The 23,866-nt window shown below is 43.3% G+C and carries 23 protein-coding genes and 1 tRNA gene; 13 read left to right on the forward strand and 11 right to left on the reverse strand.

From position 1 onward, the window contains the following. Positions 1-26: 26 nt before the first annotated feature. Positions 27-917: a LysR family transcriptional regulator gene (locus tag FM019_RS06575; RefSeq protein WP_260681556.1), complete on the reverse strand. Its 891-nt coding sequence runs from the start codon at positions 915-917 to the stop codon at positions 27-29. A 120-nt stretch (positions 918-1,037) separates the two neighbouring features. On the opposite strand from FM019_RS06575, the gene FM019_RS06580 reads away from it, so the two are divergent. The 5 genes from FM019_RS06580 to FM019_RS06600 all read left to right on the forward strand — a co-directional run bounded on the left by FM019_RS06580 (position 1,038) and on the right by FM019_RS06600 (position 5,415). Then, complete coding sequence (locus tag FM019_RS06580) at positions 1,038-1,751, forward strand: CoA transferase subunit A (protein ID WP_143835127.1); 714 nt, start codon at positions 1,038-1,040, stop codon at positions 1,749-1,751. Further along, positions 1,751-2,407 (forward strand): CoA transferase subunit B, encoded by a 657-nt coding sequence (locus tag FM019_RS06585; RefSeq protein WP_143835128.1) that lies wholly within the window; start codon positions 1,751-1,753, stop codon positions 2,405-2,407. The genes FM019_RS06580 and FM019_RS06585 overlap by 1 nt, the downstream gene beginning before the upstream one ends. An 85-nt stretch (positions 2,408-2,492) precedes the next feature. After that, entirely contained in the window at positions 2,493-3,587 is a 1,095-nt protein-coding gene (locus tag FM019_RS06590) for a tetratricopeptide repeat protein (protein WP_143835129.1), read from the forward strand. 10 nt (positions 3,588-3,597) lie between these two features. Continuing rightward, positions 3,598-4,905, forward strand: coding sequence for a DEAD/DEAH box helicase (locus FM019_RS06595; protein WP_143835130.1), 1,308 nt, complete (start codon positions 3,598-3,600; stop codon positions 4,903-4,905). A 75-nt stretch (positions 4,906-4,980) separates the two neighbouring features. Next, positions 4,981-5,415, forward strand: coding sequence for an SRPBCC family protein (locus tag FM019_RS06600; protein ID WP_143835131.1), 435 nt, complete (start codon positions 4,981-4,983; stop codon positions 5,413-5,415). Between the two features lie 117 nt (positions 5,416-5,532). On the opposite strand, the gene FM019_RS06605 is transcribed toward FM019_RS06600, so the two are convergent. From FM019_RS06605 to FM019_RS06615, 3 genes are all read right to left on the reverse strand, one after another. Continuing rightward, on the reverse strand, positions 5,533-5,781 hold the full coding sequence (locus tag FM019_RS06605; protein WP_143835132.1) for an EF-hand domain-containing protein: 249 nt from the start codon (positions 5,779-5,781) through the stop codon (positions 5,533-5,535). A 56-nt stretch (positions 5,782-5,837) separates the two neighbouring features. Continuing rightward, positions 5,838-6,830, reverse strand: a complete 993-nt coding sequence (locus FM019_RS06610; RefSeq protein WP_143835133.1) for a rhodanese-related sulfurtransferase — start codon at positions 6,828-6,830, stop codon at positions 5,838-5,840. Positions 6,831-6,942: 112 nt separating this feature from the next. Then, complete coding sequence (locus tag FM019_RS06615) at positions 6,943-7,407, reverse strand: VC2046/SO_2500 family protein (protein ID WP_143835134.1); 465 nt, start codon at positions 7,405-7,407, stop codon at positions 6,943-6,945. Positions 7,408-7,510: 103 nt separating this feature from the next. Between FM019_RS06615 and FM019_RS06620 the strand changes: the two genes are divergently transcribed. After that, positions 7,511-7,595: transfer RNA gene (locus FM019_RS06620), tRNA-Tyr, on the forward strand. 287 nt (positions 7,596-7,882) lie between these two features. Here FM019_RS06620 and FM019_RS06625 read toward each other — a convergent pair. Continuing rightward, a complete protein-coding gene (locus FM019_RS06625) occupies positions 7,883-8,248 on the reverse strand; it encodes a DUF3703 domain-containing protein (RefSeq protein ID WP_143835135.1) in 366 nt (121 codons plus the stop codon). Positions 8,249-8,417: 169 nt separating this feature from the next. Here FM019_RS06625 and cadR point away from each other — a divergent pair, with 169 nt between their 5' ends. Continuing rightward, positions 8,418-8,825, forward strand: a complete 408-nt coding sequence (gene cadR, locus FM019_RS06630; protein ID WP_143835136.1) for a Cd(II)/Pb(II)-responsive transcriptional regulator — start codon at positions 8,418-8,420, stop codon at positions 8,823-8,825. A 28-nt stretch (positions 8,826-8,853) separates the two neighbouring features. On the opposite strand, the gene FM019_RS06635 is transcribed toward cadR, so the two are convergent. Next, positions 8,854-10,095 (reverse strand): DUF3754 domain-containing protein, encoded by a 1,242-nt coding sequence (locus FM019_RS06635; protein ID WP_143835137.1) that lies wholly within the window; start codon positions 10,093-10,095, stop codon positions 8,854-8,856. Positions 10,096-10,329: 234 nt separating this feature from the next. On the opposite strand from FM019_RS06635, the gene FM019_RS06640 reads away from it, so the two are divergent. Together FM019_RS06640 and FM019_RS06645 are read left to right on the forward strand one after the other, a co-directional pair. After that, positions 10,330-11,337: a YhdH/YhfP family quinone oxidoreductase gene (locus FM019_RS06640; RefSeq protein ID WP_143835138.1), complete on the forward strand. Its 1,008-nt coding sequence runs from the start codon at positions 10,330-10,332 to the stop codon at positions 11,335-11,337. Between the two features lie 37 nt (positions 11,338-11,374). Beyond that, positions 11,375-12,895, forward strand: a complete 1,521-nt coding sequence (locus tag FM019_RS06645; protein ID WP_143835139.1) for an AMP-binding protein — start codon at positions 11,375-11,377, stop codon at positions 12,893-12,895. Positions 12,896-12,940: 45 nt separating this feature from the next. Here the strand turns inward: FM019_RS06645 and FM019_RS06650 are convergent, their stop codons facing one another. The 3 genes from FM019_RS06650 to FM019_RS06660 form a co-directional block, all read right to left on the reverse strand. Further along, the gene (locus FM019_RS06650) at positions 12,941-14,437 is read right to left on the reverse strand and encodes an alpha/beta fold hydrolase (protein ID WP_143835140.1); all 1,497 of its coding nucleotides are present in this window, start codon (positions 14,435-14,437) and stop codon (positions 12,941-12,943) included. A 141-nt stretch (positions 14,438-14,578) separates the two neighbouring features. Then, the gene (locus tag FM019_RS06655) at positions 14,579-15,010 is read right to left on the reverse strand and encodes an amidohydrolase family protein (RefSeq protein ID WP_143835141.1); all 432 of its coding nucleotides are present in this window, start codon (positions 15,008-15,010) and stop codon (positions 14,579-14,581) included. Between the two features lie 27 nt (positions 15,011-15,037). Then, on the reverse strand, positions 15,038-15,505 hold the full coding sequence (locus tag FM019_RS06660) for a hypothetical protein (protein WP_143835142.1): 468 nt from the start codon (positions 15,503-15,505) through the stop codon (positions 15,038-15,040). A 292-nt stretch (positions 15,506-15,797) separates the two neighbouring features. Between FM019_RS06660 and FM019_RS06665 the strand changes: the two genes are divergently transcribed. Next, the gene (locus tag FM019_RS06665; protein ID WP_143835143.1) at positions 15,798-18,164 is read left to right on the forward strand and encodes a serine/threonine-protein kinase; all 2,367 of its coding nucleotides are present in this window, start codon (positions 15,798-15,800) and stop codon (positions 18,162-18,164) included. Here the strand turns inward: FM019_RS06665 and FM019_RS06670 are convergent. Beyond that, complete coding sequence (locus FM019_RS06670) at positions 18,161-18,721, reverse strand: ECF-type sigma factor (protein WP_143835144.1); 561 nt, start codon at positions 18,719-18,721, stop codon at positions 18,161-18,163. The two genes, FM019_RS06665 and FM019_RS06670, sit on opposite strands and share 4 nt — an antisense overlap. Before the next feature lie 277 nt (positions 18,722-18,998). Here FM019_RS06670 and FM019_RS06675 point away from each other — a divergent pair, with 277 nt between their 5' ends. Together FM019_RS06675 and FM019_RS06680 are read left to right on the forward strand one after the other, a co-directional pair. Then, positions 18,999-20,009, forward strand: coding sequence for a hypothetical protein (locus FM019_RS06675; RefSeq protein WP_143835145.1), 1,011 nt, complete (start codon positions 18,999-19,001; stop codon positions 20,007-20,009). A gap of 256 nt (positions 20,010-20,265) precedes the next feature. Next, positions 20,266-21,018 carry a substrate-binding domain-containing protein gene (locus tag FM019_RS06680; protein WP_185969212.1) on the forward strand — a complete coding sequence of 251 codons (753 nt, stop codon included), beginning with the start codon at positions 20,266-20,268 and terminating at the stop codon, positions 21,016-21,018. Between the two features lie 94 nt (positions 21,019-21,112). Here FM019_RS06680 and FM019_RS06685 read toward each other — a convergent pair whose 3' ends face one another. Further along, on the reverse strand, positions 21,113-22,237 hold the full coding sequence (locus tag FM019_RS06685; RefSeq protein WP_143835147.1) for an alpha/beta hydrolase-fold protein: 1,125 nt from the start codon (positions 22,235-22,237) through the stop codon (positions 21,113-21,115). A gap of 402 nt (positions 22,238-22,639) precedes the next feature. On the opposite strand from FM019_RS06685, the gene FM019_RS06690 reads away from it, so the two are divergent. Beyond that, the gene (locus FM019_RS06690) at positions 22,640-23,593 is read left to right on the forward strand and encodes a PEP-CTERM sorting domain-containing protein (protein WP_143835148.1); all 954 of its coding nucleotides are present in this window, start codon (positions 22,640-22,642) and stop codon (positions 23,591-23,593) included. Positions 23,594-23,866: the final 273 nt, after the last annotated feature.

The raw sequence follows: 23,866 nt of genomic DNA on the forward strand, positions 1-23,866 counted from the left end.
TGATTGTTTTTTGTTGTAACTGGTTATTAATTCCCTAGGTGATTTTCCAAGATACTTTCCCACATTGCTTTTGCAGGAACCGACAAGGATTTTCTGTGGGTTTTTAGCATGCCTATTTTTCTGCTTAAGTTGACTCCCTCAATTGCTACGCAAGCCAAACCACTTTGAGAAAACTGTTGCTGGCATATTCCAGGAACCACTGACACTCCCATGTCAGTCTTAACAAACTCCCCGACTGTCGATAGCTGATTAGCTTCTACTACGATATTTAGCCGTAAATCGTGTTGTCGAGTAAACTGTTCAATCCAAAGTCTAATACTGGAACCTCTATTCATTGCCACAAAGTGATACTGAGCTATTTCGTGCCAACTAACGGTGTCTCTTTGTGCAAGTGGATGCTGCGGGGCAAAAACAGCGATGAACTCATTGGTCATTAAGGTTTTAAACACCAGGCCGTCCAGTTGCTCTGTTTCAAAAGAAAATCCAATCTCTGCCCGCCCTACTCTCACTAAGTTGATCACATCCTCCATGACCACATCTCTGATCGTTAAGTTAATTCCGTGCCACTGCTGATGGAAGGATTTAACAATTTTTGGCAATATACTATTGGCAAAAGAAGGCATTGCCGCGAGCGTAAGTTTCCCTCGTTGCATAGCAAATAAGTCACGCATATCCGCTAAAGAAGAATCCCAATCATGAATTAGCCGCATTGCTACGGGCACAAACTCAGCCCCTTCTTTACTCAGTGCGACCTTTCTGGTGGTGCGAGAGAATAGCTCTCCACCAAGTTGCTGTTCGAGTTTTTTAATCGAACTGGACAACGCGGGTTGTGACAAATGAATTTTTTCAGCCGCTTCAGCGAAAGTATTGGATTGGGCAAGCGTCACAAAAGCTTGTAATTGTTTGTATGAGAGCAAAATATACCTTTCATCGTTTGTTGCTATTTATTAATTATTTTTATTAATAATGACATTAAATCAATTTTACTTTAATAACATAAACGTTAATACTTTGTGAAATTTTACATTGGAGCGAACATGAGCGGATTTAATAAAATCGTCACCAGTTATGAAGAGGCGATGGCCGGGCTGGAAGATGGAATGACCGTCATTGCTGGTGGTTTTGGCTTGTGCGGGATCCCTGAAGGGTTAATCGCGCAAATCAAAAAAATGGCGACTAAAGATCTCACAGTTGTATCGAATAATTGTGGGGTCGATGGTTTTGGCCTCGGACTGCTTTTGGAAGATAAACAAATTCGCAAAATGATCTCCTCGTATGTTGGCGAAAATGCGTTGTTTGAAAAGCAATTACTCAATGGCGAATTAGAGGTTGAGCTTACCCCTCAAGGTACACTTGCTGAAAAAATGCGTGCAGGCGGAGCTGGCATCCCCGGTTTTTACACGGCAACAGGATACGGTACACCGGTCGGAGAAGGTAAAGAAGTCAAAGAATTTAATGGGCGCCCGTACATTCTTGAAGAGGCAATCACTGGCGACTTTGCCATCGTTAAAGCCTATAAAGCTGATGTATTTGGTAATTGTATCTACCGTCATACCGCACAAAATTTCAACCCTATGGCGGCAACCGCAGGGAAAATTACCGTTGTAGAGGTTGAAGAAATCGTGCCTCCTGGCGCCATTCCGCCTAGCCAAATTCATACGCCTGGCATCTACGTGGACCGTATCATTCAAGGTCAGTTTGAAAAGCGCATAGAGCGTCGAGTTTTGTCTAAATCAGAAGGAGACAAATAATGGCTTTAACAAGAGACCAAATCGCCATGCGCGTAGCTAAAGAATTCAAAGATGGCGATTATGTGAATCTGGGCATAGGCATCCCAACATTGGCTGCGAACTTTGTCCCTGAAGATATTTCAGTTATGTTGCAATCTGAAAATGGCTTACTCGGTATGGGACCTTATCCAACAGAAGAGCAACTTGATGCTGACATGATCAATGCGGGTAAAGAAACGGTCACGTCTGTGACGGGTGCGTCAATATTCAGCTCAGCCGAGAGTTTTGCCATGATCCGTGGCGGTCACGTAGATTTTACCGTACTTGGCGCCTTTGAGGTGGACGTTAACGGTAGTATTGCGTCATGGATGATCCCCGGAAAGTTAGTCAAAGGCATGGGCGGTGCAATGGATCTTGTCGCAGGTGCTAAAAACATTATCGTCACCATGACTCACGCAGACAAACACGGAAATTCGAAGCTTCTTGAAGCTTGTACATTGCCCCTGACCGGCGTGAACTGCATCAATAAAATTATCACTGATTTAGCGGTTGTAGAAGTCAAGGACGGTGCCTTCCATTTACTGGAGCTTGCCCCTGGAGTCACGGTTGATGAAGTCGCTAGCAAGACCGCGGGCAAACTGATTGTCAATGACAATGTAAAAGAAATGACCTTTTAAACTAAAAATTAGACTTTAGTTTAGTTTTCATTCTTCAAAAGCTGTTTTAAAATGCTCCGGTAACAATATGTTGACCGGAGCTGTTTTGAAAAAAGGATTTCTCTTACTTTCGCTGATCGGGATGATTAGTGTCAATTCTCACTCGCATTATCAAGATGTTTCGTCCATCGATCGAATAGAACACGTTATTAATGAAGCAGAGGATCATTTACGGGTTCTACCTGAGAAAACCATTTCTTTGTTAGAAAACAACAGTCCATTATTGGCAATCGCTACACCTGAGCAGGCATCAGCATGGCACCTCACTGCAATGTTGTCTGCGATTCAAGTATCCGATCTTGATTTGCTCAACCAATCGCTCTATGCCTTATCAGAATTAAAAGAAACGGAGTATTTTAATCAACATTTGGCCAAAATTTTGAGAGGACTCGGTGTTTGGATGAGACGCAGCGGACATTTAACTGCGGCTAAAGCTGGCTACCTGTGCAGTATTGATTATAGTGACTCACCCAAGGACAAAGTCATAGCGATGATTAATTTAGGTGTTGTAGAACGCAATCTAGGAAACCTTGTTTACTCAAACAACATGTATACTGCGGCAAAAGAACTGGCAGTTGAATTAGAAGAGTATGAGTTTTTAGCCATCATTGAAAACAACTTGGGTACCCTTGCAATAACAGAACAACGATATAAGGATGCGCAACAGCACTTTGCCAAGGCACTGGAGATGAATCAATATTTGAACAGGCGCTCTGGTGAAGTACTGACAGCAAATAACTTGTTACTAAGCTTTTTGTATCAAAACGAAACACTACTTTTCCAACGCTTACAGTCAAGGGTTAAACGGTTACTTATTCCGGGCAAAGATTCTGCACGTGAAGCATACTTCAAAATATTACAAGCTGTTCACCAAGTGCAAGTTGCTCCGAGTACGTTGGAAAACGCTCATCAAATCATCGCTGGCAATTTACCATTAGTAAACGACAAAGGCATTCACGGCCTACTGCAGCCGCTGTTAGCTGGAATCGAATATCAGATTTCACTCCCCACCAATGCACAGAACCAGCGTTATAATGGAGTACTTGTTCAACAATTTTCGATGTGCGATTGGCAAAAGTATTCCCAAGATAACTATTTAGCTGTGTTAAAATCAAAAGATAAAGACACCTCAACTAACTAAGTAGTGAATATTGCTTTTTAATGATTTTGCCCTTGATCACCGGATCATCAAAGCCCTAACGCTAAAGAACTTTACTGAGCCAACTGAGATCCAGGCGCTTGCCATTGGGCACGCGTTAATGGGTAAAGATTTGCTGGCCTCGTCAAAAACAGGTTCGGGAAAGACCCTTGCATTTCTTATTCCTGCTCTGCATCGAGTATTAAAAACAAAACCACTAAGTTCTAAAGATGCGAGAGTATTGATCCTGGCGCCCACTAGAGAGTTAGCCAAGCAAGTATTTATGCAGCTTAAGTGGCTGATTTCAGGGCTTCCCGTGTCTGCAACCCTTATTCTTGGTGGTGAAAACTTTAATGATCAGGTAAAAGCATTAAAACGTCGCCCTCAATTTGTTGTTGGCACAGCTGGTCGAGTGGCTGACCATATAAAAGACAAAAGCCTGTTCCTCAATGGTTTAGAGTTACTCATCTTTGATGAAGCCGATAGAATGCTTGATCTCGGATTCGCAGAACAACTTCGTATGATCGACCGCTTTGCCGATCACCGGAAACGTCAAACTATGATGTTTTCAGCCACATTAGATTCGGCGTCGCTGCATTCTTTGACACAACAGATCCTCAAAGCCCCCATGCGTATAAGCGTTGGTAAAGGCAATGAGCAGCACAAAGATATTAATCAAACCTTCTATTTTTCAGATCATCTCGATCACAAAATCAAGCAGTTACTGGCGGTGTTAAACACCACACAAAATAAACAAGTCATCGTTTTTACTGCAACACGAGAAGACACTGAAAAACTCTCTACACACATTAACGAGCAGGGTTTTGACAGCGTTGCACTCAGTGCAGAATTAACTCAATCGCAGCGCAGTAATATAATGAATGCGTTTAGCCGCGGACAACACCAAGTGTTGGTGACAACAGATGTAGCCTCGAGAGGCTTAGACTTACTTAAAGTAGCTTGGGTGATTAACTTTGATCTACCTAAACTAGCGGATGAATATGTACACCGGATCGGTCGAACGGGTCGAGCCGGTAATCAAGGAAGTGCGATTTCTTTCGTCGGCCCTAAAGATTGGAATAGCTTTAAAGCGATTAAGCGCTTCTTACAGCAATCGATTGAATTTAGTGAATTGGAAGGCCTTGAAGCTAAATTTAAAGGGTTAAAAGAACGCACCAGTTCACCAGCAAACCCTAAAGGGTCCAAGCCCAAGAAAAAGCGTAAGCCGCAAAATAGCGAAAAACCCGCCAAACGAGTTCGAATGCAAGAAGGTGTCGAGGTCGGTCATGTGCCGCTAAAGCGTAAGAGAAGTGAGAATTGACAATAGCGGCTAAATGCATAATCATTTTTAATGTAAAGTCACACCAAACATCAATAAAACTAATGGAGAAGCGCGTTGTTTGACATTAAAGTATCTCGAGTCGTTAAAAAAGATATTTCGTTTGTGTTTGAGCAACTCGCCAATCATAGCGAATACAAGCAATTCCCCGGTGTGAAAGGCTCCAAATTATTGGAAAAAGGGAACTCAGAAGACAATGGGTTGGGCGCGTTACGAATGATCGATACAGGCTCAGTTGTATTGCACGAACGGATAGTGAGTTTTGAACGCCCTACTAAGCTTGGTTACCTCATTGAATACTCTACCCCCTTGCCCTTTGCTCATGATTTGGGCGAGATCATCCTTTCTGAACAAGAAGACGGTACTCTGGTTGAATGGCACTCAAAAGGACGAATCAATATTCCTCTTATTGGTGGAATGTTTGACAGTCGTTTTCAAAAAATGGGTGGCAAATCATTTGGCGCGATATTGAAGTTTATCGAAAATATCTAGTAAACACCCAATAAACAAAGGGGTCGACTATTTTTGCAGATGCAAATATTGACTAGCAAAGTGTCTTGGCAGTTAAAAAACGCTCCAGAAGGAGCGTTTTTTAATTTAAGTTAGAAGCTAATATTCCCACCAAGCTTCTTGCCACCAATCTAAAAACTCTTCAAAGTCGATAAAACCGTCATTGTTTTCATCGATCAATTGAAAGCCTTCTTGCACATGACTTGCTTTAGTCTTTGGCGAAAGAATCGTCAGCAGTTCAATAAATTCAGGCAGGTCGATTTGCCCATTATTATCTTTATCAAAATAGTCAAACTCTTTACGGATCTCGGCAACTTTGCTTTCATCCATGGGCGTACTCTGTGTCATAAATAACCTTACTCAGTCACTGTACAGGAATAGTATCTTTTATTACCCGCCTATGTCTATGCCGATTTACCTGCAGCGACCCTTCTTTCTCGTCTCTCAGCCGCTTTGAGTTGACGACGAAGCTTTGTGGCTTTGCGTGCTTCACTGCCAACGTGCTCTTCGTTTCGTTGCTTGGCAAGATTAACCTGTTTTTCTCTTTCTCTAAATCTCGCTATTTGTTCCTCAGAGTGCGTTCCATGGCATTTGGGGCAGCTAACGCCTGGCTCATATAACTCACTTTCTTTGTCATTTGCAGTTATAGGTAAGCGACAAGCATAACAAGCTTCGTAATGGCTCTTTTGTAAATCATGATCGACCGCAACGCGATTGTCGAATACAAAACAGTCCCCTTTCCACATCGTGTCTTCTTTAGGCACTTCTTCCAAATACTTTAAAATGCCCCCCTCTAAATGAAAGACTTCGTCAAAACCCTGTTCTTTCATATAGGCGGTGGATTTTTCGCAGCGAATTCCACCGGTACAAAACATGGCAACTTTTTTGTGGACCTTAGGATCCAGGTTATCTTTCACATACTGGGGGAATTCTCTAAATGTATCAGTTTTAGGGTTCACCGCATTTTCGAAGGTGCCTATTTCAATCTCATAGTCGTTGCGTGTATCGATTAACAACACCTCCGGATCAGAAATCAACGCATTCCAATCTGCGGGTTTGACATAAGTCCCGACGGTTTGTTTTGGATCGATACCCTCAACACCCATTGTCACAATTTCTTTTTTGAGTTTAACTTTTGTGCGGTAAAAAGGCTGGGTGTCATCAAGAGATTCTTTAAAAGAAATGGGGTTAATTCTTTCGTCTTGATTTAAATATGAAATCAAGGCGTCTATGCCTTCCCTACTCCCTGAAATCGTGCCATTGACACCTTCATGGGCAAGTAAAAGAGTACCCTTGATCTGATTGGATTCCATGACGTCAAGGAGTGGTTGACGCATTTCTTTATAATTTTCAAGCGTGACGAATTTGTACATCGCGCAAACAATGAATTTAGACATATCTTTTCCTATTGCGAATTGGAACGTAAAACCAAAGCAAATTTTTGCGGCGCGGAGTATAACAAGATTGTTTGAACAATCAAAATACCCTCAGCATAAACAGGGGTATTATTTAAGCGTGAATGGACTCTAACACGTCATAAAGTATTGTTTCGTCTACTTCGATGGTGTTGTCACTTGCGGCCTTATAACGTTGTTGGGTAACGTGGCTGCAATTGGCGATAATCTCAGCGTCAAGTCGTTTGTCGTCATCAAACATGGCCAGCGGCTGAGGATTCAAAACACACCATAGACGACCATCAGACACATTGTTATGAAATGCAAAATTCGCCTGATTCATTTTTTCCCAATCGACTTGCTCTGCGCTTAACGGGTTGCGCCGATAATGATTTTGGACGTCTAAATTATAAGATTCGTCTGGTTCAGTTTTTTCTATGGCAGGACGCAATAAAACGTTATCAGATAGCATGGCTATTAGTAACGCGAACTTTTCGCCTTGAGCCGTCGACCGATTTATCGATCCGGACCATTCAAGATCAGATTGCACAATTGCATCAAGTGCTTGGGTATTAGACAAGGCAGAAACTCAAAAGATTGATTACTTTTTTATCGAATAGATCGGATATTTCTTTAACGCTATTTACAGTGTGTGTTTTTCTGATAGTATACGCGCCTCTTTCGGAGGGGTACCCAAGCGGTCAACGGGAGCAGACTGTAAATCTGCCGGCTCAGCCTTCGCAGGTTCGAATCCTGCCCCCTCCACCATCTTTTCTAAATACCTAGAAATCCAATTCACACAAAATCAAATAAATTAGTCCTTGAAGGGGCTGGACGAGAAGCTGCGACACGCAGTTCGACTAACTTGTCGGGAACAAGTTAAAACATGCGAAGCATGGCCCGAAGGGCGCCAATTGAATACTTGGGAGTAGAGGCAATAACACATCCATGTGGCTTAATTCCAGCCCAGCATCCCTGCTGGTCGTTCAAGCAGAAGGCGCAGTGCGCCTAAACTCTGCTTTCACCCCCTCCACCATCTTTTCTAACTTCGTATGCTATTTTGATTCATGTTTAATTTTATCCAATATGGCGAGGTTTTCAGGGGATATAGGCATAGACTTAAAAGCGCTAACATTCGCACCTCCCGTATTCCCTCTAGGAAGTAAACCCAAAGAGGTTTTTGTTATCGCACCTATAATCCTCAAGATCTGACCGAATACTTCATTGGTATCACCCTGTCTAAATCCGTATTTCAGCATTTCAAAATGCACACGAGTATGGAAATACGTAGAGTGCTGGCCGAGTACATGAGCATTTTCAAGGTGTCGAAATCCCTCTTTACTTTGGTCGTTTAAAAATGCACTTTTTGCCATGTGCAATCTTTCCACAACGTAAGGTTTTACTGCTTGCCTGATATTCATTTTTTTCTCCTTTAAAGCGCTATAGGTAGCATAAACAATACTTAAAATTTAGTACTGGTTTAAGACCAATCACTGTGTAGTTTGCTATTCACGAGATTGGCTTTACGAACTTACCAAGCAAGTGTAATGTCTATACCAAGTATAGGGTCAACACGGAAATTCTAGATTTATGAAAATTGGCGCCTTGGCTCAAAAGACTGGGTTGAGCATTCAAACAATTCGATTTTACGAACGTCGCGGCCTTTTGCCCAGACCCGAACGCACACAAAGCAACTACCGCATTTACTGTGCCAGCGCACTAAAGCAATTATTATTCATAAAACAGTGCCGCTCATTGGACATGTCAATAGCCGAAATCGATCAACTATTGGTGACAAAAGCGAAACCAGAAAACAGCTGTTCTAGTGTTAATGAAACCATTGAACGGCATATTGAGGATGTGAACAACCGCATTGATGAACTCACCGCCCTACAACATTCACTGCTTTCAATTAAATCAGCATGTGCTGACAACGTAAAAGTCAAAGATTGTGGTGTATTAAATGAATTGGAAAACGTTGCCAATTCTGAAGATTGAGAATTAGCTAGCCGCCTTTTTACAAGTTTCAGACGTTGTTATAACTAAAAAAATTATCCCACTGTGTATCTAATTTTTGTTTGGCAACGGTTAAACACAATGGCAGATATAAATCGCCTTTCGATGCGATCAATTGCATTCGCTCAAGTTTTCCTAAGGCATCAGATATTTCAAAATCCAACGTGCACTGATAGGTTTGCGCGAACCAACGTTCAATCTCCTGATCTAATGCTTGTGCACTTAACCCCTCAGGCGATTTTAGTAAAAAGGTATAAGCTAAAAGTGCTTCTTTAAAATCCTCTTCTTCGGCCGCATCAATCAGCGTGTGAAAAACACCTGCGTTATTGTCCAAGTTTTTAAAATACAAATTATCCGAAAGGGCTTTCATAAATTTAATTTTTCGATTTTTAAACTTGCTCCACTCTTTAAACACAAAGCCGCCTAACACCCCTACTCCAATAGCAAAGGACAAAAAATGTTGTTGGGTCATTTCTACAGATTCGTTGCGCCAGCCAAGCCAAAATGCGACTAAAGCAGCCAGCAGTATAATGGATGCCCCTAACTTAGTGACTAACACCACAGCACCGCCAACAATTGCAGACGCGCTGATGATCACTTTGTCGATTCGCCGCATTCTGACTTCGCTGTTGGGAAACAACATCTCTAGATCGGCTTTTGGCACATTCTGAAAAAGTTTAATGATGGTAGAGCCTGGCTCAAAACCAATTGGTAGCTTTTTCTTGCGTTCAAAATGGGTTTTGTCTTTTAGGGTGATAAACACCGCAACGCGATCGTAGTTGGTAAAATGGATATTTTGTTTTCGCAATCCCCACAATGAGGAGATTGTCTCCGTTTTTTGAGATTCTCCACGACGAAAAAAAACCACTTGTTCAAAATCATCAAATTCTACTTCTAGCCTGACTTTAAACAGGGACTCTTCAGTTAAGGCATCTTGCAAATCCTGTTCTGTTATTTTTTCAAAATTTGCCGCATTAAGCACTTTTGAAAAGTTGTCAGCAAAGGCATTACGAGCATGAATTTTTTGCTGCGAGGTTAACTCGCGTAGCTGACGTGTATCGGCATTGGGATCAAAAGGCGCATAATCATTTTTTAGTGATTCCAACAAATGGTGATACTCAAAATGAATAAAACTGGCAAGCAATTCGCAGAACTGCTTAAATGAGACTTCAGATCCCAGTTGGTCCACTTCTTTAAGACACATTTCTATAATGTCTTGTTTTCTAAAAGGGATAAATCTATCAGCTGCCATAAAAAGTGGTTACTTCCGTTAAGTTTATTCAACGAAAAATACTAACGCTAATTGTCATTACAATAAAGCGCACTTGACCCAACCCCTTGTTAAAAACTGGCATGGAATACTTCAAACAGTTGGATTCACCCCAGAAAATTGCCAAATGCTGAAGCACATAAATGCAAATTTCGCGTTGCTAGAGCTTCTCTGCTAAAGTTTTTGCTACGCCTAATCGACTTAAGCTTTAACATCATGTCTCACTCAAAACCGTTTAGTGCCATTCAGGTAGAAGAAACTGACGATAAACGATACGTTTCAAGTCTGGTGCAAAAGGCCATGTCAGATTTGCCAGACAATGACCTGCTTATCAACGTTCATTACTCTTCATTGAATTATAAAGATGCGCTATCAGCTAGCGGCAATAAACGAGTGACCCGTAATTTTCCTCATACCCCAGGCATCGATGCAGCGGGAGTCGTCGTTGAGGACAAATCAGGCACCTTTGCAGCCGGCGATGAGGTATTGGTCTTTGGTTATGATCTGGGTATGAACACCCCAGGAGGACTTGGGCAGTATATTTCCATTCCCGCAGATTGGGCGGTAAAGCGTCCTGAAGCCCTGTCATTGAAGGAAGCCATGATGTATGGAACAGGCGGTGTTACCGCAGCATTATGTGTACAAAAACTTGAGAAAATGGGGGCGACGCCCGACGATGGTCCGGTCGCGGTGACCGGTGCCACTGGTGGAGTCGGCAGTGTTAGTATCGCAATTCTCAAGCAACTGGGTTACTCCGTCGTGGCTTTTTCAGGCAAACCGGAACAATCTGAAAACCTGTTAGCCCTGGGCGCAGAACAAGTACTGCACAGAGATACGATCAATGAGGTAGGTGACTTGCCTATGGGCAAAGAGATCTGGGCCCATGGTATTGATACCTTAGGCGGTGAATACCTGTCTAATCTTTTAAAACAAATCAAATCAGGCGGCGGCGTTGCTGCCTGTGGCCTTGCAGCATCGGGCGAATTTTCATCAACAGTATTTCCATTTATTATCCGCGGCGTTTCGTTGTTGGGCGTTGATTCCGTCTACATTCCTTTGCATGAAAAACAACATATCTGGCAACGAGTGGCAACTGACATGAAGTTACCTAATTTAGCTTCGATGTGCGAGGAGATCACCCTAGCCCACGTGCCTGAATATCTCAAACGATTTATGCAAGGTAAGGTTGTAGGGCGTTATCTGGTTAACCTAGCTGATTCTTAATCAGAGAATTCTGACATTCCTGAACAAGGAGAAACTTATCAAAGGCAATCTACATTTTTGCGACAAAGCACTTCACAGAGAAGATTTTGAACTGCAAGTTAGAAAGATAGCTACCGTACTGAAAAATCAAGGCGTGCAAACTGGAGATACTCTTGCCATTTTAATGCGCAACGCGCCAGAATATTTGGCGGTGATCGAAGCCTGTCGTTATGTTGAAACCTATTACGTTCCTCTTAATTGGCATGCATCGTCGCAAGAAATTGTGCACATTATTGAAGATTCCAAAACGGCTGTGTTAATTGGTCACAGTGACTTGATCAATGGGTTGAGCAGTGAGGATTTGAGCCAAATACGAGTGTTACAATTCCCAACGCCTGACGAGGTTGTACAGCGCTACGCCCTGCCCCCAATGGCATCAAACCCACCATTGGCAGAAGATCTCATTGAGTTATTGCAAAGTACTCAAGCTATCGACAGCATGCCAAAACGCTTTCGAGGCATGTTTTCTTATACCTCAGGTAGTACGGGTCGCCCGAAAGGAATAAAACGTGAAGTGGATGAGTCAGCCCCCGATAAATACGAGGTGTATCGCGGTTTATCGAAGTCGTTGATGAAGCTTGAGCCTGGCGATCGCTTTTATGTTTCTGCGCCAATGTACCATAGTGCGCCCAATGCACTTTCGATGAGTTGTATAGCCTCAGGGTATGCGGATATTTACATTGAACCAAAATTTGACGCAGAACAATTTCTCGCCGATATCGATCGGTACAAGATCACCCATACTTACATTGTACCCACTATGATGGTGCGCTTGCTTAAATTGCCCGAGCCGGTCAAAAAAGCTTACGACGTATCGTCATTGCGCTTTGCCTTGTCCACAGGCTCCGCCTGCCCTGCTGACGTTAAACAAGCGATGATTGACTGGTTCGGGCCTATATTTTACGAGTCCTACGGGGCTAGCGAAATTGGCTTCATGACTTTGATATCTTCTTCTGAAGCAGCAGATAAACCGGGATCTGTTGGCAAGGTGCTGCCTGGTGGTTCAATCAAGATCCTTGATGATGAGAAACAGCCTTTACATGCTGGAGAATCCGGTTCAATCTATGTATACCTGCCCATGTTTGGCCCTTTTAAATATACCAATGCAGAAGGCGATTTAGCTGATTTACACGTTGATGGCCACACCACCGTCGGAGACGTTGGCTATGTGGATGAAGACGGCTACTTGTTTATTAATGATCGAAAGAAAGACATGATCATCTCAGGCGGAGCGAATATATTTCCGGCGGAAATTGAAGCCGTATTAATTGATATGCCCGACATTGCAGATTGCGCAGTTTTTGGAGCGCCCCACGCGGAATTTGGCGAAACCATAGTTGTGGCGGTGCAATGCGCGGCAGGAAATAGCCTTACCCTCGAACAAATCCATGAATTTCTTGAAGGAAAACTTGCGCGTTTTAAGTTTCCAAGAAAGCTCGACTTGCACGATGCGCTGCCAAGAGAAGACAGTGGTAAGATCTTCAAGCAGCGGCTAAGGGCACCTTATTGGTCAAAATAACAAGGCATTTAGGCGGTCACATCTTGATGTTGCACCTCAATGCGATTAATCCAGACGAAACGCAGGTGGCTTAAAGCCACGAACACAAGACATATCGAGGTTGTCCAAACTTGCTGATTCGACAAATCCATTTAGAAATTGCGGTAGGCAATGGGTATTTTTCAATGCCGATATGCCATGCGCCGTGTGTGGCAAGGAGATATGCAATACGTTATCAAAATGCTCTGCATTTATTTCGCCATAGACTGGCGGAGTCACCGGGTCTTGTTCTCCCGTGATGATTAAAGCCGGTGTTGGAAAGCGTTTTTTCGTCATTGGATGATTCGGACTCAGAGGCAAGCCCCACGCTTCACAGGCTTCAATGTAGTCTTTTGCGATATAATTGCCGACAAATGTGTCCTTTGATGCGACGCTGGTTATTGCCTGATCAAGCTGCCCTGTTTCTTCTGGGCAAACAACGGAAAAGTAATGACCTTCAGGTTCACTTTGCTGAGGTGATTTTGGCACTGCCAAGTCGATAAAAGGCGAAAAATCACCTGCTACGGCTTGGCTCAAAATAAACGGCAGTTGACGGGCTTCTCGGGTATCCAAGAGCATTACCCATATCGATTCGGCAAATATATCTCGGGTTAGGATCCTCGATTCTACTTTGCCGCTGTCAGGATTGAAAAAATCGATTTTGACTGGGTGTTTATCAAGTTTCGTCAATACCGCATTTAAGCTTTGACGAACGTTTGGAAAATTGGCGTGACATTGCGCATCCTGCTGGCAATCGAGTTCAAGCCTATCAAATGCCTGTTGACCAAAACGGGCGTAATCTAGTGGACGCTGAAAATTCAAAATGGATGGCATTGCTAGGATTACGCTGCGGATACTCTGCGGATAGGTATGTAGGTAGGTCAACATAAATCGCGCACCGTATGACCAACCGCCAACGTCCCATTGAGCGTATCCAAGCCATTTGCGGATCTCTTCATAATCATCGATTGCATTTAAGGTTGAATAAGCGCTTAAATCTGCTTTGTCTTCCAGCTCTCCACGACATGCTTTTACTGCTTTGGGTGGATAATAGCGTTGCAGGATGCGGGGTTTGCTGAGTGCCTCGCAATAGAGTGGACTGGATTCATGTAGGCCCCGAGGGTCGATTAACACAACATCTCGCCGCTGTCTGAAAACCTCAAGATACCCACCTTTAGCAAAATACCTGGCATTGGCAATCATTGAATACCGAGGCCCCCCTACATGCTCGATCCAGGCCGAATTTGTGTGTGGCTCGTCTATCGCCGGTATTACCACAAATTTTATGGGAATTTTTGTGCCACTCATTTTTAAGCGATTTTCGTAGACATCCAGCGTGCCACAAAGAAGTGGTTCTTCGATACCGTCTAATTTGCAAATATCCAATGGAAGTCGATTGAGCGCACGATAAGCAGGTAATTCATTTGATGTAGTGGGCGCAGTAACACTGCAGGCAGAAACGGCCGCAGTAATAAAAACGACACAGAGGGTACGCGCAAGGGCTAAGCTACTAGAGTTTTTCATACCTACCAGTATAGGTAATATCCGTTTAAAGACGTAATGGGAAAAAAGATCAAATGGGACAAATAGGTTCAAAACCTATGCTGAAAGTAATTTAATTAGCTCCTATTTTTCACTTAAACCCAATTTTTGTCAGTTAGCAGGCTAGTGCCCATGTCGCTCTGCTTCGCTTAGATTGAGAAAATTAGCCGCATTGTCATAAAGGATTGCCGCTCGCTGTTTTTTGCTAATACTTTTTATACTGTTAAGCCGCTTCAGGATAATGTCGAGAGGCACATTATCTGAACCCAACATGATTCGGTTGCCAAATCCAGACGCTACTAACCGCACTAAGGCTTTCTCATAGTCTTCAATGGGCAAAATACTATTAGTGATGGATAAATCGACATAAACGTTGGGATAGTCTTCAAGCAAACTCAAAGTCTCAGTCCAGAGTTCAGGTATTGAATCACCATCGGAACCAACATGTTGCAGCCAAATTTTAAGACCCGGATGCCTGTCCAGTACAACACGTAAGTGTTTTGGGTTTCCGATATCGCCATTATAATTAGGACAACAGTTGGGATCTTTGCGAATCGATTTGCCAGGCGGTGGTCCGCTCCACTAATGCACACCAACAGGTAAATTAAATTCCGCGGCAAGCGCCCAAAAAGGCGCCAATTTCGCGTCTCCGGGCAATGAACCATCATAGTTAAACATCATCTCGTGAAACGCACCCACTGCACCAGATTGTACCCTGCCTCGAAGCCATTGCAGATTCGGCACCCCTTGTGTCTGAGGAAAACAATAGTACCAAGGTGAGCCAAGGTTTCGAGGGCACGGCATCATTGCCCCCAGAACAAAGCGGTCAGACTTGTCCTGCCATGCTAGCGCTTGTTCTGGAGAAGTAATTGCCACAACAGAAACCACAACATTATGTTGTTTAAGGACATCTATCATGGCATCAATCGACTCACTATCTGTTGAGCCTGAAAGTGGCGCATGACGATGTATATCGATGATCGGTTGGGAGGCCGCTGTTGCGTGACCAGTTAGCAATAGCCAAATGCCTAAATAGAAAATAGTTCGCACGACTCTCACCTTCAGATGACTTAGAAAAAGTATAGGAAAAAACTCTCCCCTAAGCAGTTTTTTACCTCGTTGCTTAAAAAGAACTCTCAAAACGGGAGCGTAATCCTTGTGGAGTGATTCTGATTAACTCCCTCCCTGATCACGAATTAATAATTCCCTTCCCACATTTCCGAGGTTTATTGCATCATGATTATTATGCCGCTAGTCTTAATTCTGGTTAGTTTTTATCCTGTTATTGGCTAAAGTAAAAAGAAAAAGGCGTTCTGGCTTACATTAAGTGGGGAGTAAAGTTGTGCTAGATTGGGCAAAAATCACAGGGCTCGCAGAGCATGCACTAACATTCAATACCAAAGAACTAACCGAATTCCTTAATGCCCTTCCCGACTCAGAAAATTCTAAAGAAATCTCCAAACTACTACACCGTTTACGTCCTACATCTGATTTTTTAGCGACGTCAGTCAGCGATGCGACAACTGATGAGGCAAGTTTAGCTAGCGGCACACTTATTGGCCCATGGAAGATTGACAAAATGATAGGCCGAGGCGGCATGGGCGAAGTGTACCTCGCCTTTCGCGCAGACGGCTTGTACGAGCAACGAGTCGCTCTAAAACTGATCAGCGGCCTTTCGGTCAATCGAGACATGCTCTTTGAAATTGAACGTCGCCGTTTAGCGCAAATGGACCATCCAAATATTGCCAGAATTATAGATGGCGGTAATACAGATGATGGTCGACCCTATATGGTGATGGAATATGTCGACGGTGAACCTATTTGTCGCTATGCAGCAAACCTTCAACTTGACTTAAAACAACGACTGAAACTTTTTATTGCTGTCTGTAATGCCGTTGACTACGCCCATAACAAACTTGTACTGCATCAAGATATAAAATCTAGCAATATCATCATCGGTGCTAATGGCACGCCTCGCTTAATTGATTTTGGCATAGCCTCGGATCTTCATGAAGAGACAGGCTCAACAGCGGCGCTCACCCTGGCCAGCGCCGCTCCAGAACAACTGAAAGGTCAACCGCTAAGCGTTCAGACAGACATATTCGCTTTGGGGATTTTGTTACACGAATTGGTGAGTAAAGAGCGCCCTACCAGACTCAGTAACGGCGGTATGGAAACCGACACTTCCGCAATTAAAGACCAGGATCTAAACGCCATTATCAGTCATGCTTTGTCGTATGAGCCATCCAATCGCTATGCGTCTGCCGCACTTTTTGCTGAGGACGTAAAAGCCATACTAGACAAGCGTCCGGTCAGTGTGAGACCGGGGAAATTCACCTACAAGGCGAGTCGATTTTTAAAGCGGAATCCATTTTCTACTGCCCTTGCTGTCACCACCGTTTCTGCATTGATTATTGGCATACTCGTTAGTCTAAAGTATGCCAACGATGCTAATCATCAGGGTAACCTGGCAACACTTGCGTTGGAAAAAGCCAACTGGCAATTTCAACGCACTGAAGCAACATTAGCCGCGCAGCAAGCATACTCTGATGTGTTGCAACGCGCATTTGGCGGCGAAGAAGATGTGGAGCGCCTCAGTCAATTATTGAAGCAGCGATGGCAAACTGCATTTGACAACAGAGAAAACGATCCTAATACCGCTGCCGCACTCAGTTATGCCATCGGCAGAAACTTTTATTTTCGGGGTGATACTGCCTCAGGTATTGAAATATTTGACGCTTGGATGGCATCAGAAAGTGGCTCAGAGGCATTGCGAGCATTGGGTGAAGAAGCCTACGCGTTGATGCTTTATGACACGGGTCGCTTCGAAGAATCCATAGAGATTTTGCGTGGGTTAGTTGCCTTTTTTGGTGATGGTAGTCAAACCAGCGAGGCAGACGCATCAAACTATGCCAATCGACTAGCAAGATCAACACGAGCACCTGAAGATATAGCGCGCTCTGTGGACTTACTTGAGAATCGCTTAGCCACAACAGAAGCTCCATTTGAGCGACTATTTGCCTATAGTCAATTGGCGGGTATGCGAACCTTGCAGGCAAATTTTGAGGAAGCAACATTCGCCTACGGACAAACCTTACAAATTTTTTTAGATAACCCTGGGTTTGCTGCCTACGGCAGAGATATATCGCGATTCAACTATGCCAGTATTTTGTTAGCATGGCAAAATGATTACGATGCCGCCTACCGTCTTGTCAACGACATCCTTGAGGAAGATGTTCCACTCAAAGGTGAAAGCATTCAACAAGCCAGAGCCCTGATGTTAAAAGCCTGTGTTGAAGCTAACAAAGGTAATAGTGAGCAGGCCATCGCACTCATTGATGATGCTCTGCCGTTGTTTGAGCGTTTTGCCGGAGAAAACAGTGCACTGCACTTTTTGGCAAAAGGTATGCAAGCCTATGTGCTTCTGCTCACTGGAAAAAGCGAGACCGCACTTGCATACACAGAAGATTTGCAAGCAAAAGCGCTTGCCGCCGATTCCAATGGGCGAACAATGAATTTTTTAAAGTTGATGCATGTCTATGTGCTATCTGAGCGCTCTGAGGTATCGCAAGCCGACCTGGAATGGTTAGAAACACCCGATGTCCACAATGATGCAAGTTCAAATATGTTGATGCTATATATCTACAAACGTTTAGCAGATAAGCAACTAGCACCTGCATTTTGGGAAGATTCGAATCAACCCAGCTAAGCCATCTTTTTAGCTAACCAAGCCCGAGCAGTCACCCAATCACGGCGTACTGTGCGCTCCGACATGCCAAGAGCGGTCGCTGTTTCAGCCTCAGTCAACGATGCAAAATACCGGGCGTTCACTATCAATGAGAGTCTTGGCTGCTTTTGCTCCAACTGCTCCAACAATTCATTCAGCATGACAATTTCTTCAGGTGATTCTTTGTATTCAGGCAACAGGGTTTCGCCCTCTTTGTACTCTTGGTTGTCTTGGCTACCGCCACGTTTTTTCGCTAATCGCTGGCGCGCGTGGTCTACCACTACTTGGCGGATAGCCAAGCACATCAGACGACTAAAATGCTGCTGTGATTGCCACACGGTTTGCCCTGTAATTTTAAGAAATGCAGTGTTAAGCACATCATCGGTCATCATGGTGTCATTAAATCTGGCACGCCGACGGTGCACTCGCGCCACATTAAGCAAGCTATGATACGCGTCTTTTACAAGCTCATTGGCAAGCAATTTGTCTTGTTCAGTATCCACTTGGTAGTTCAATGTTTCACAGGCGCTATCAGTCATAGTCTCATCGTATTCAATGCAGGTTTATAAACTCATTTTTAGAATAATGAAAAAAGATGTCCGCATTTTTGTCTCTTTCTCGTTTTTAATCATAGCGGTGCAATTTACACGGTGCAAGATAGGGCAATATTTGCTCTCTTTCGTTCCGTTTAATCCAATTGTGTTCACTCACGCAGGTTTTTTAATAGTAGCTTTCATCGCACAATAACAACATCAAAATAACTGTCGTGTTGATGGGCCTACCTGCCATACGACTAGACATAAAAAGGAATTATTTATGATTAACAACATTAAAAAAACGGCTGTTTGTGCTTTGCTGCTATTAGGCACAGTATCGACGTCATATGCGTCTTTGGTTATCTCTTCAAGTCAAAGCGCCAATGTCTCTGGAAAATATATCCCCCCAATGTCATTCGATTTAGTAGACATGTCTAATTCATATAATGGCAACAATCAGGGAGGTATTTCTTTATTTGATTTTGACCTGGCTGATAAAGGTATTCAAAACGGGAGTGTTGGTTGGGATATTGGCATTGAGCCAGGTACCGTGAAAAGTTTTTCCGACCTACGGCTCACCCATAATTTTGGAAATGGCTCTGATTTTAGTGACCTACATATCGATGTCAGCAGCAGAATTTCTTACGGTGATACTGTAACCATAAGAGATTTATTGCCAAATCAATCCCCCGTACCAAACAATCTATTTGTTCGATTTGAAGTCGCACTAAGTGGTAATTTATTTAATATAGTCAACTATAATGACCCCAGTGTTGATGGTGCTTCGTTGGCAAATTACTTTAGCAGTGCGAGTTTTGGTTCGACGATTGGTAATTCAGCGGGTCAAGCCAACCAAGATGTCACCATGAGCCAAACTAGCAGCACGCATTCAAATGGCGTCTTCAACAATAACGTGAACGAGTTCTCAGTATTGAATTCAAGTGTTATTTTCGAGGACCTATTGTGGAGCCATCAGGCAATATTTGTCGATTGGTCATACAGCGAATTGTTTGATATTGACATCGAAAGTATTGATGCTGGTTCCATCGACATCCATATGCAAAATGATCTGGGTAGCACATTAATTACCCGTGCAAGTGTGTTTGATGAAAATGGAAATTGGCTACCGAATTATGTGGTGGAATCAAGCGGAGGGTTTGACTACGACAATATTTCTAATTTGGTGGCACCAAATCCAACCCCTCGACCTGTCAACTCCCCCGGCACTATGAGCTTATTCGTCTTGCCGCTGCTTGGCATGTTTGCGAGACGCGCTTTCTTAGCGGCGTAAAATGGAAAAAGGGAAAAAGGGGTCGTAAACCTTTGTTGAAAGAATTGAATCAACACCGGCCCCTTTTCTCACACACAAGTACGCTTTGCCCTCTCATCGCTAGAATGTATGATGCTCCCTAGTCAGCAGTATTAAACCTAGTAACCCCAAAAAATTAAAATAGGCATCAATGTTACGTTCCTCTCGAGTAAGACCGCACAATTGGCGTTTACTATCTCTTTTGATGGTTTTTACATTAGCGCATGTAAAAACCGTTATGGCGTATGAAATCGTTATTGATGGCTCTACGGGCGTCAAACCACTGGTAATTTCCCTTGCAAACACCTATCGAGAATTGCAGCCAGCAATCCAGATTGAGATTGGAGCAGGCTTAGATCCTCGGGCAAGAATTCAAGCCTTAACTCATAAGAAAATAGATATTGCCATGGCTAGCCATGGCATCGACAGTCAACAAATATCCAAACTTGGCTTGCAGGTGCATCGAATCGCCAAAATCGCCGTGGTCATGGGTGTGCACCATGGTGTTGATGTTCCTTCAATCTCTCACCAACAATTGTGCGATATTTACAGTGGAAAAATAAATAATTGGAAAAGTCTCGGCGGGGAGTCTGGGCCAATCATTCCATTTATTAGACCTAATAATGAAGTAGACACGGAGGTGATCATTGAGCATGTCCCCTGCTTTGCTGAATTGCACCTTGCTGCCGATATTCAGGTCAAAAACAAATCCGGACAAATGGCTACTGCTCTTGCGCAAACCCCAGGCGCAATTGGCATGACAACGTTAGTGAGAGTGGCGCAAAGTAATCAACACATCATCCCTTTAGCGCTTAACGGTATTCCACCTACCCCAAGTAATCTTATGAGCGATGTTTATCCACTCAGCCGTGATGTATTTTTGATCACCGCGTCTCAACCTTCGCCTCCAGTGGAGGAGTTTCTGGCGTTTGTGCGCAGTGAATCAGGGGCAAATATTATTCGTGCAAATAATGCGGTACCTGCAAAATAAAGATGATGAAATCAGAGATTCGGTTTATCAAGATTCGCTCGGCAACTAGAGTGAAATTAACTCTGTTCTCTTCATCGATTTCACCCTTTTAGCTTCATTCATCGAGCCTTTGCAATAGTCTGGTTGCCAGTGAATAGTCGGGGTCAATTACCAATGCTTTTTTAAACAATGCTCTGGCAGGTTCAAGCTGTTTCTGGTCTCTGCGTACAACTCCCATTCCAACATAAGACTGCTTCCCATCAGGATACACCTGCAAGGAATATTCAAAGATCTTTTCTGCTGCAACTAAATCTTTAGCTCTTATTGCGTCAGCGCCCAAGCTAAATATTGTCGATATTGGCGGCAGGATTTTGTGTCCATAGCGTTTGGACAAGCTATCAAAATGCCCTGTCACTTTATCCAAGGTGTCCAAGTTCTCAATGGGGTTAAAATCAGGGTAAAGCGCGAGAAGAAACTTGGTGAAATCTATCGCTGGTACATGCCCCTGATTCACTAATTCATCCACTTTATAGATAAAATTCTTAGGTTTATGCTCTTCTACAACACTTGAGAATTCAGAAACAAGTTCAGGTAGCCTACCCTCATCATCGCTATAAATGATGTGCAGAGATCTGTTTTCCCCATGGGTTTTAAACGGACCCAATTTTATTTTTTTTTGAATCACTTCGGGTATGACAGAAAGTGATGGGCTGCTCGCAAAGTAGCTATTAAACAGATTGGGGGCATTTAGCATGGTATAAACAGTAAAAAACCCACTGTTAGACGCACCATAGAGCGCTGAAAAACTTGCAGTCCGGTACTTAGCATCAACGTGCGGCATCAGTTCTGTCTCAAAGAATTTGATGTAGTTGTCGGGGATGGTGGTGTCTAGTTCTTCTCGCGTTGGCAACAAAATCCGATTACCTTCAGGTAAATCTATACCAATAAGAATCATCTGAGGAATTTGTCCCTCCCCCATGTAATCCAGTGTAGACGCCAACATGCCAAAACGCGCTCGGTAGTGGGAACCCAGCATATAGAGCACCGGATAGGTCTTGTTGGAACTGTCGTAGTTTTCCGGTAGATGGATAGATAGCGGTACAGTTTTATTTAACACCTTCGACGAAAGTGAAGATATCTGGCCTAAACTCACTGCCGGATTTTCCTTGTCAGCAAACGCCTTGAAACAGCCAAAGCAACCAAGCAGAAAAATTAAAATCGTTTTATATGAGATAACCATAAACACCCCCTCAATTATTCAAAACCCTTTTAAAGTAAAGGACTGAGGGGAATGTAAGGAAGTCAATGTCAAAACACTTGACGCCCCAGTGAATTCTTTCTGATTTCTTGCTGATTTTTGGTTGTTGCGGGCTTACTTAGATTGGTAAATTCAAAAACTTTAATTAACTCTGCCCCCTTTATCTCAGCTAGAGATATTAAAGATATACAAATCAGTTGGTTAGCTGTCAGTTTAATTTACATGTTAGTTATTAATTGAATAACTATTGACAATTTATACAATTAATACAATAGGTTAGAGGTTGGCCCGTATTGTGCTTAAAGCTTTATCAACAAAACAATTTGTTAAAACGCTTAAGTTTTTGCTTTATCCGTAACCAAATAGATGTCCAAGGAATAAAATATGCGTAAACTAATCACAATTGCACTGTTGGGCGCCTTGCCGGTAATAGCCTCAACATCAGCACAAGCTTCACTCATATACAGAACAGGTACTAATTCCTCTCAACAAGCCCCAGCGTTTGATGTATATGATACCAATACCAACACTTGGTCCTCCAGAGCAATGCTTCCAGGTTCAAATACCACGCAATTAGCGTCAAATTCCAATTCTGTATTTGCCCTTACCGAAGATGCGAACATTTACCAATACGACGCAACCTTGGATCAATGGATGTTTCACTTAGCGGGTCCCGCTGCATCAATCGGTCGTCACGCAATATCCATGTTTGACATTGATGCCAATGGCGAATTCTACTGGGGAGACGATGGCTCTTCACAATTGCATTACACAGTAGGTGGCAACTGGAACACTATTGGTACACCAGCGAGAATTTCGTCGGGTTCTGATATCGACATGGTGAATAATCAGCTTCTTATTCGCACCTATTTCCAGGCTGGTTTTTTTACCTATGATATAGACACTCAGTCTTTTGGTACTGTTTGTAATTCCGCTACCACTGTTGGTGAAAATGGCCGCGTCGGCGGTTATTATGATGGAAATTTTTATTCAAGCGTATTCTCTGGTGGCAACATGTTGGCGACCAATACCACAACATGCCAACAGGTTGATACTGGTGCAGCGTTGACCGCCACTCACGCGTCAATGGAAGTCAGCAACGATGGCTTAATATATTTAAATGGTTACAGTGGTACTCAAACTGTATTTGAGGTTTATGATATTGCCACAAATACTTTTACAAGTCTGGCAAATGCTCCGACTTGTGCTCCTGGAGACCATTGTTCATTGGCGATTGTTGAAGACATTAACAGAGTTGAGGTGCCAGAGCCTGCCTCGATAGCGCTAATTCTGGCCGGTTTGTTAGGTTTGAGATCACGAAAAACCCAAGCCGAATAATCATGTAAATATGAAAGTTTGCCTAGCTGGTTAGATTCAGTTAGGCAACCTATTTATACCCCCAACTCGGCATAAGCGAAGCCTCTCAGCAATGCTATTTTTGCGTCTATCGGCGTTGCGCTTTCCCGCAATAACACCCTTTCAATTGAAAAGACCAACGAACGAAATCGCGCCTTGTTTTCCACATAAATTCCTAAAAAGGGGTCGTACACCTTTTAATGCACTTTAATTCTCAAATCGGACGCAAACGGCCAATGGCTGACGTCTCAGAAG

The sequence above is a fragment of the Aliiglaciecola sp. M165 genome, from assembly GCF_007197995.1.
GTDB lineage: Bacteria > Pseudomonadota > Gammaproteobacteria > Enterobacterales > Alteromonadaceae > Aliiglaciecola.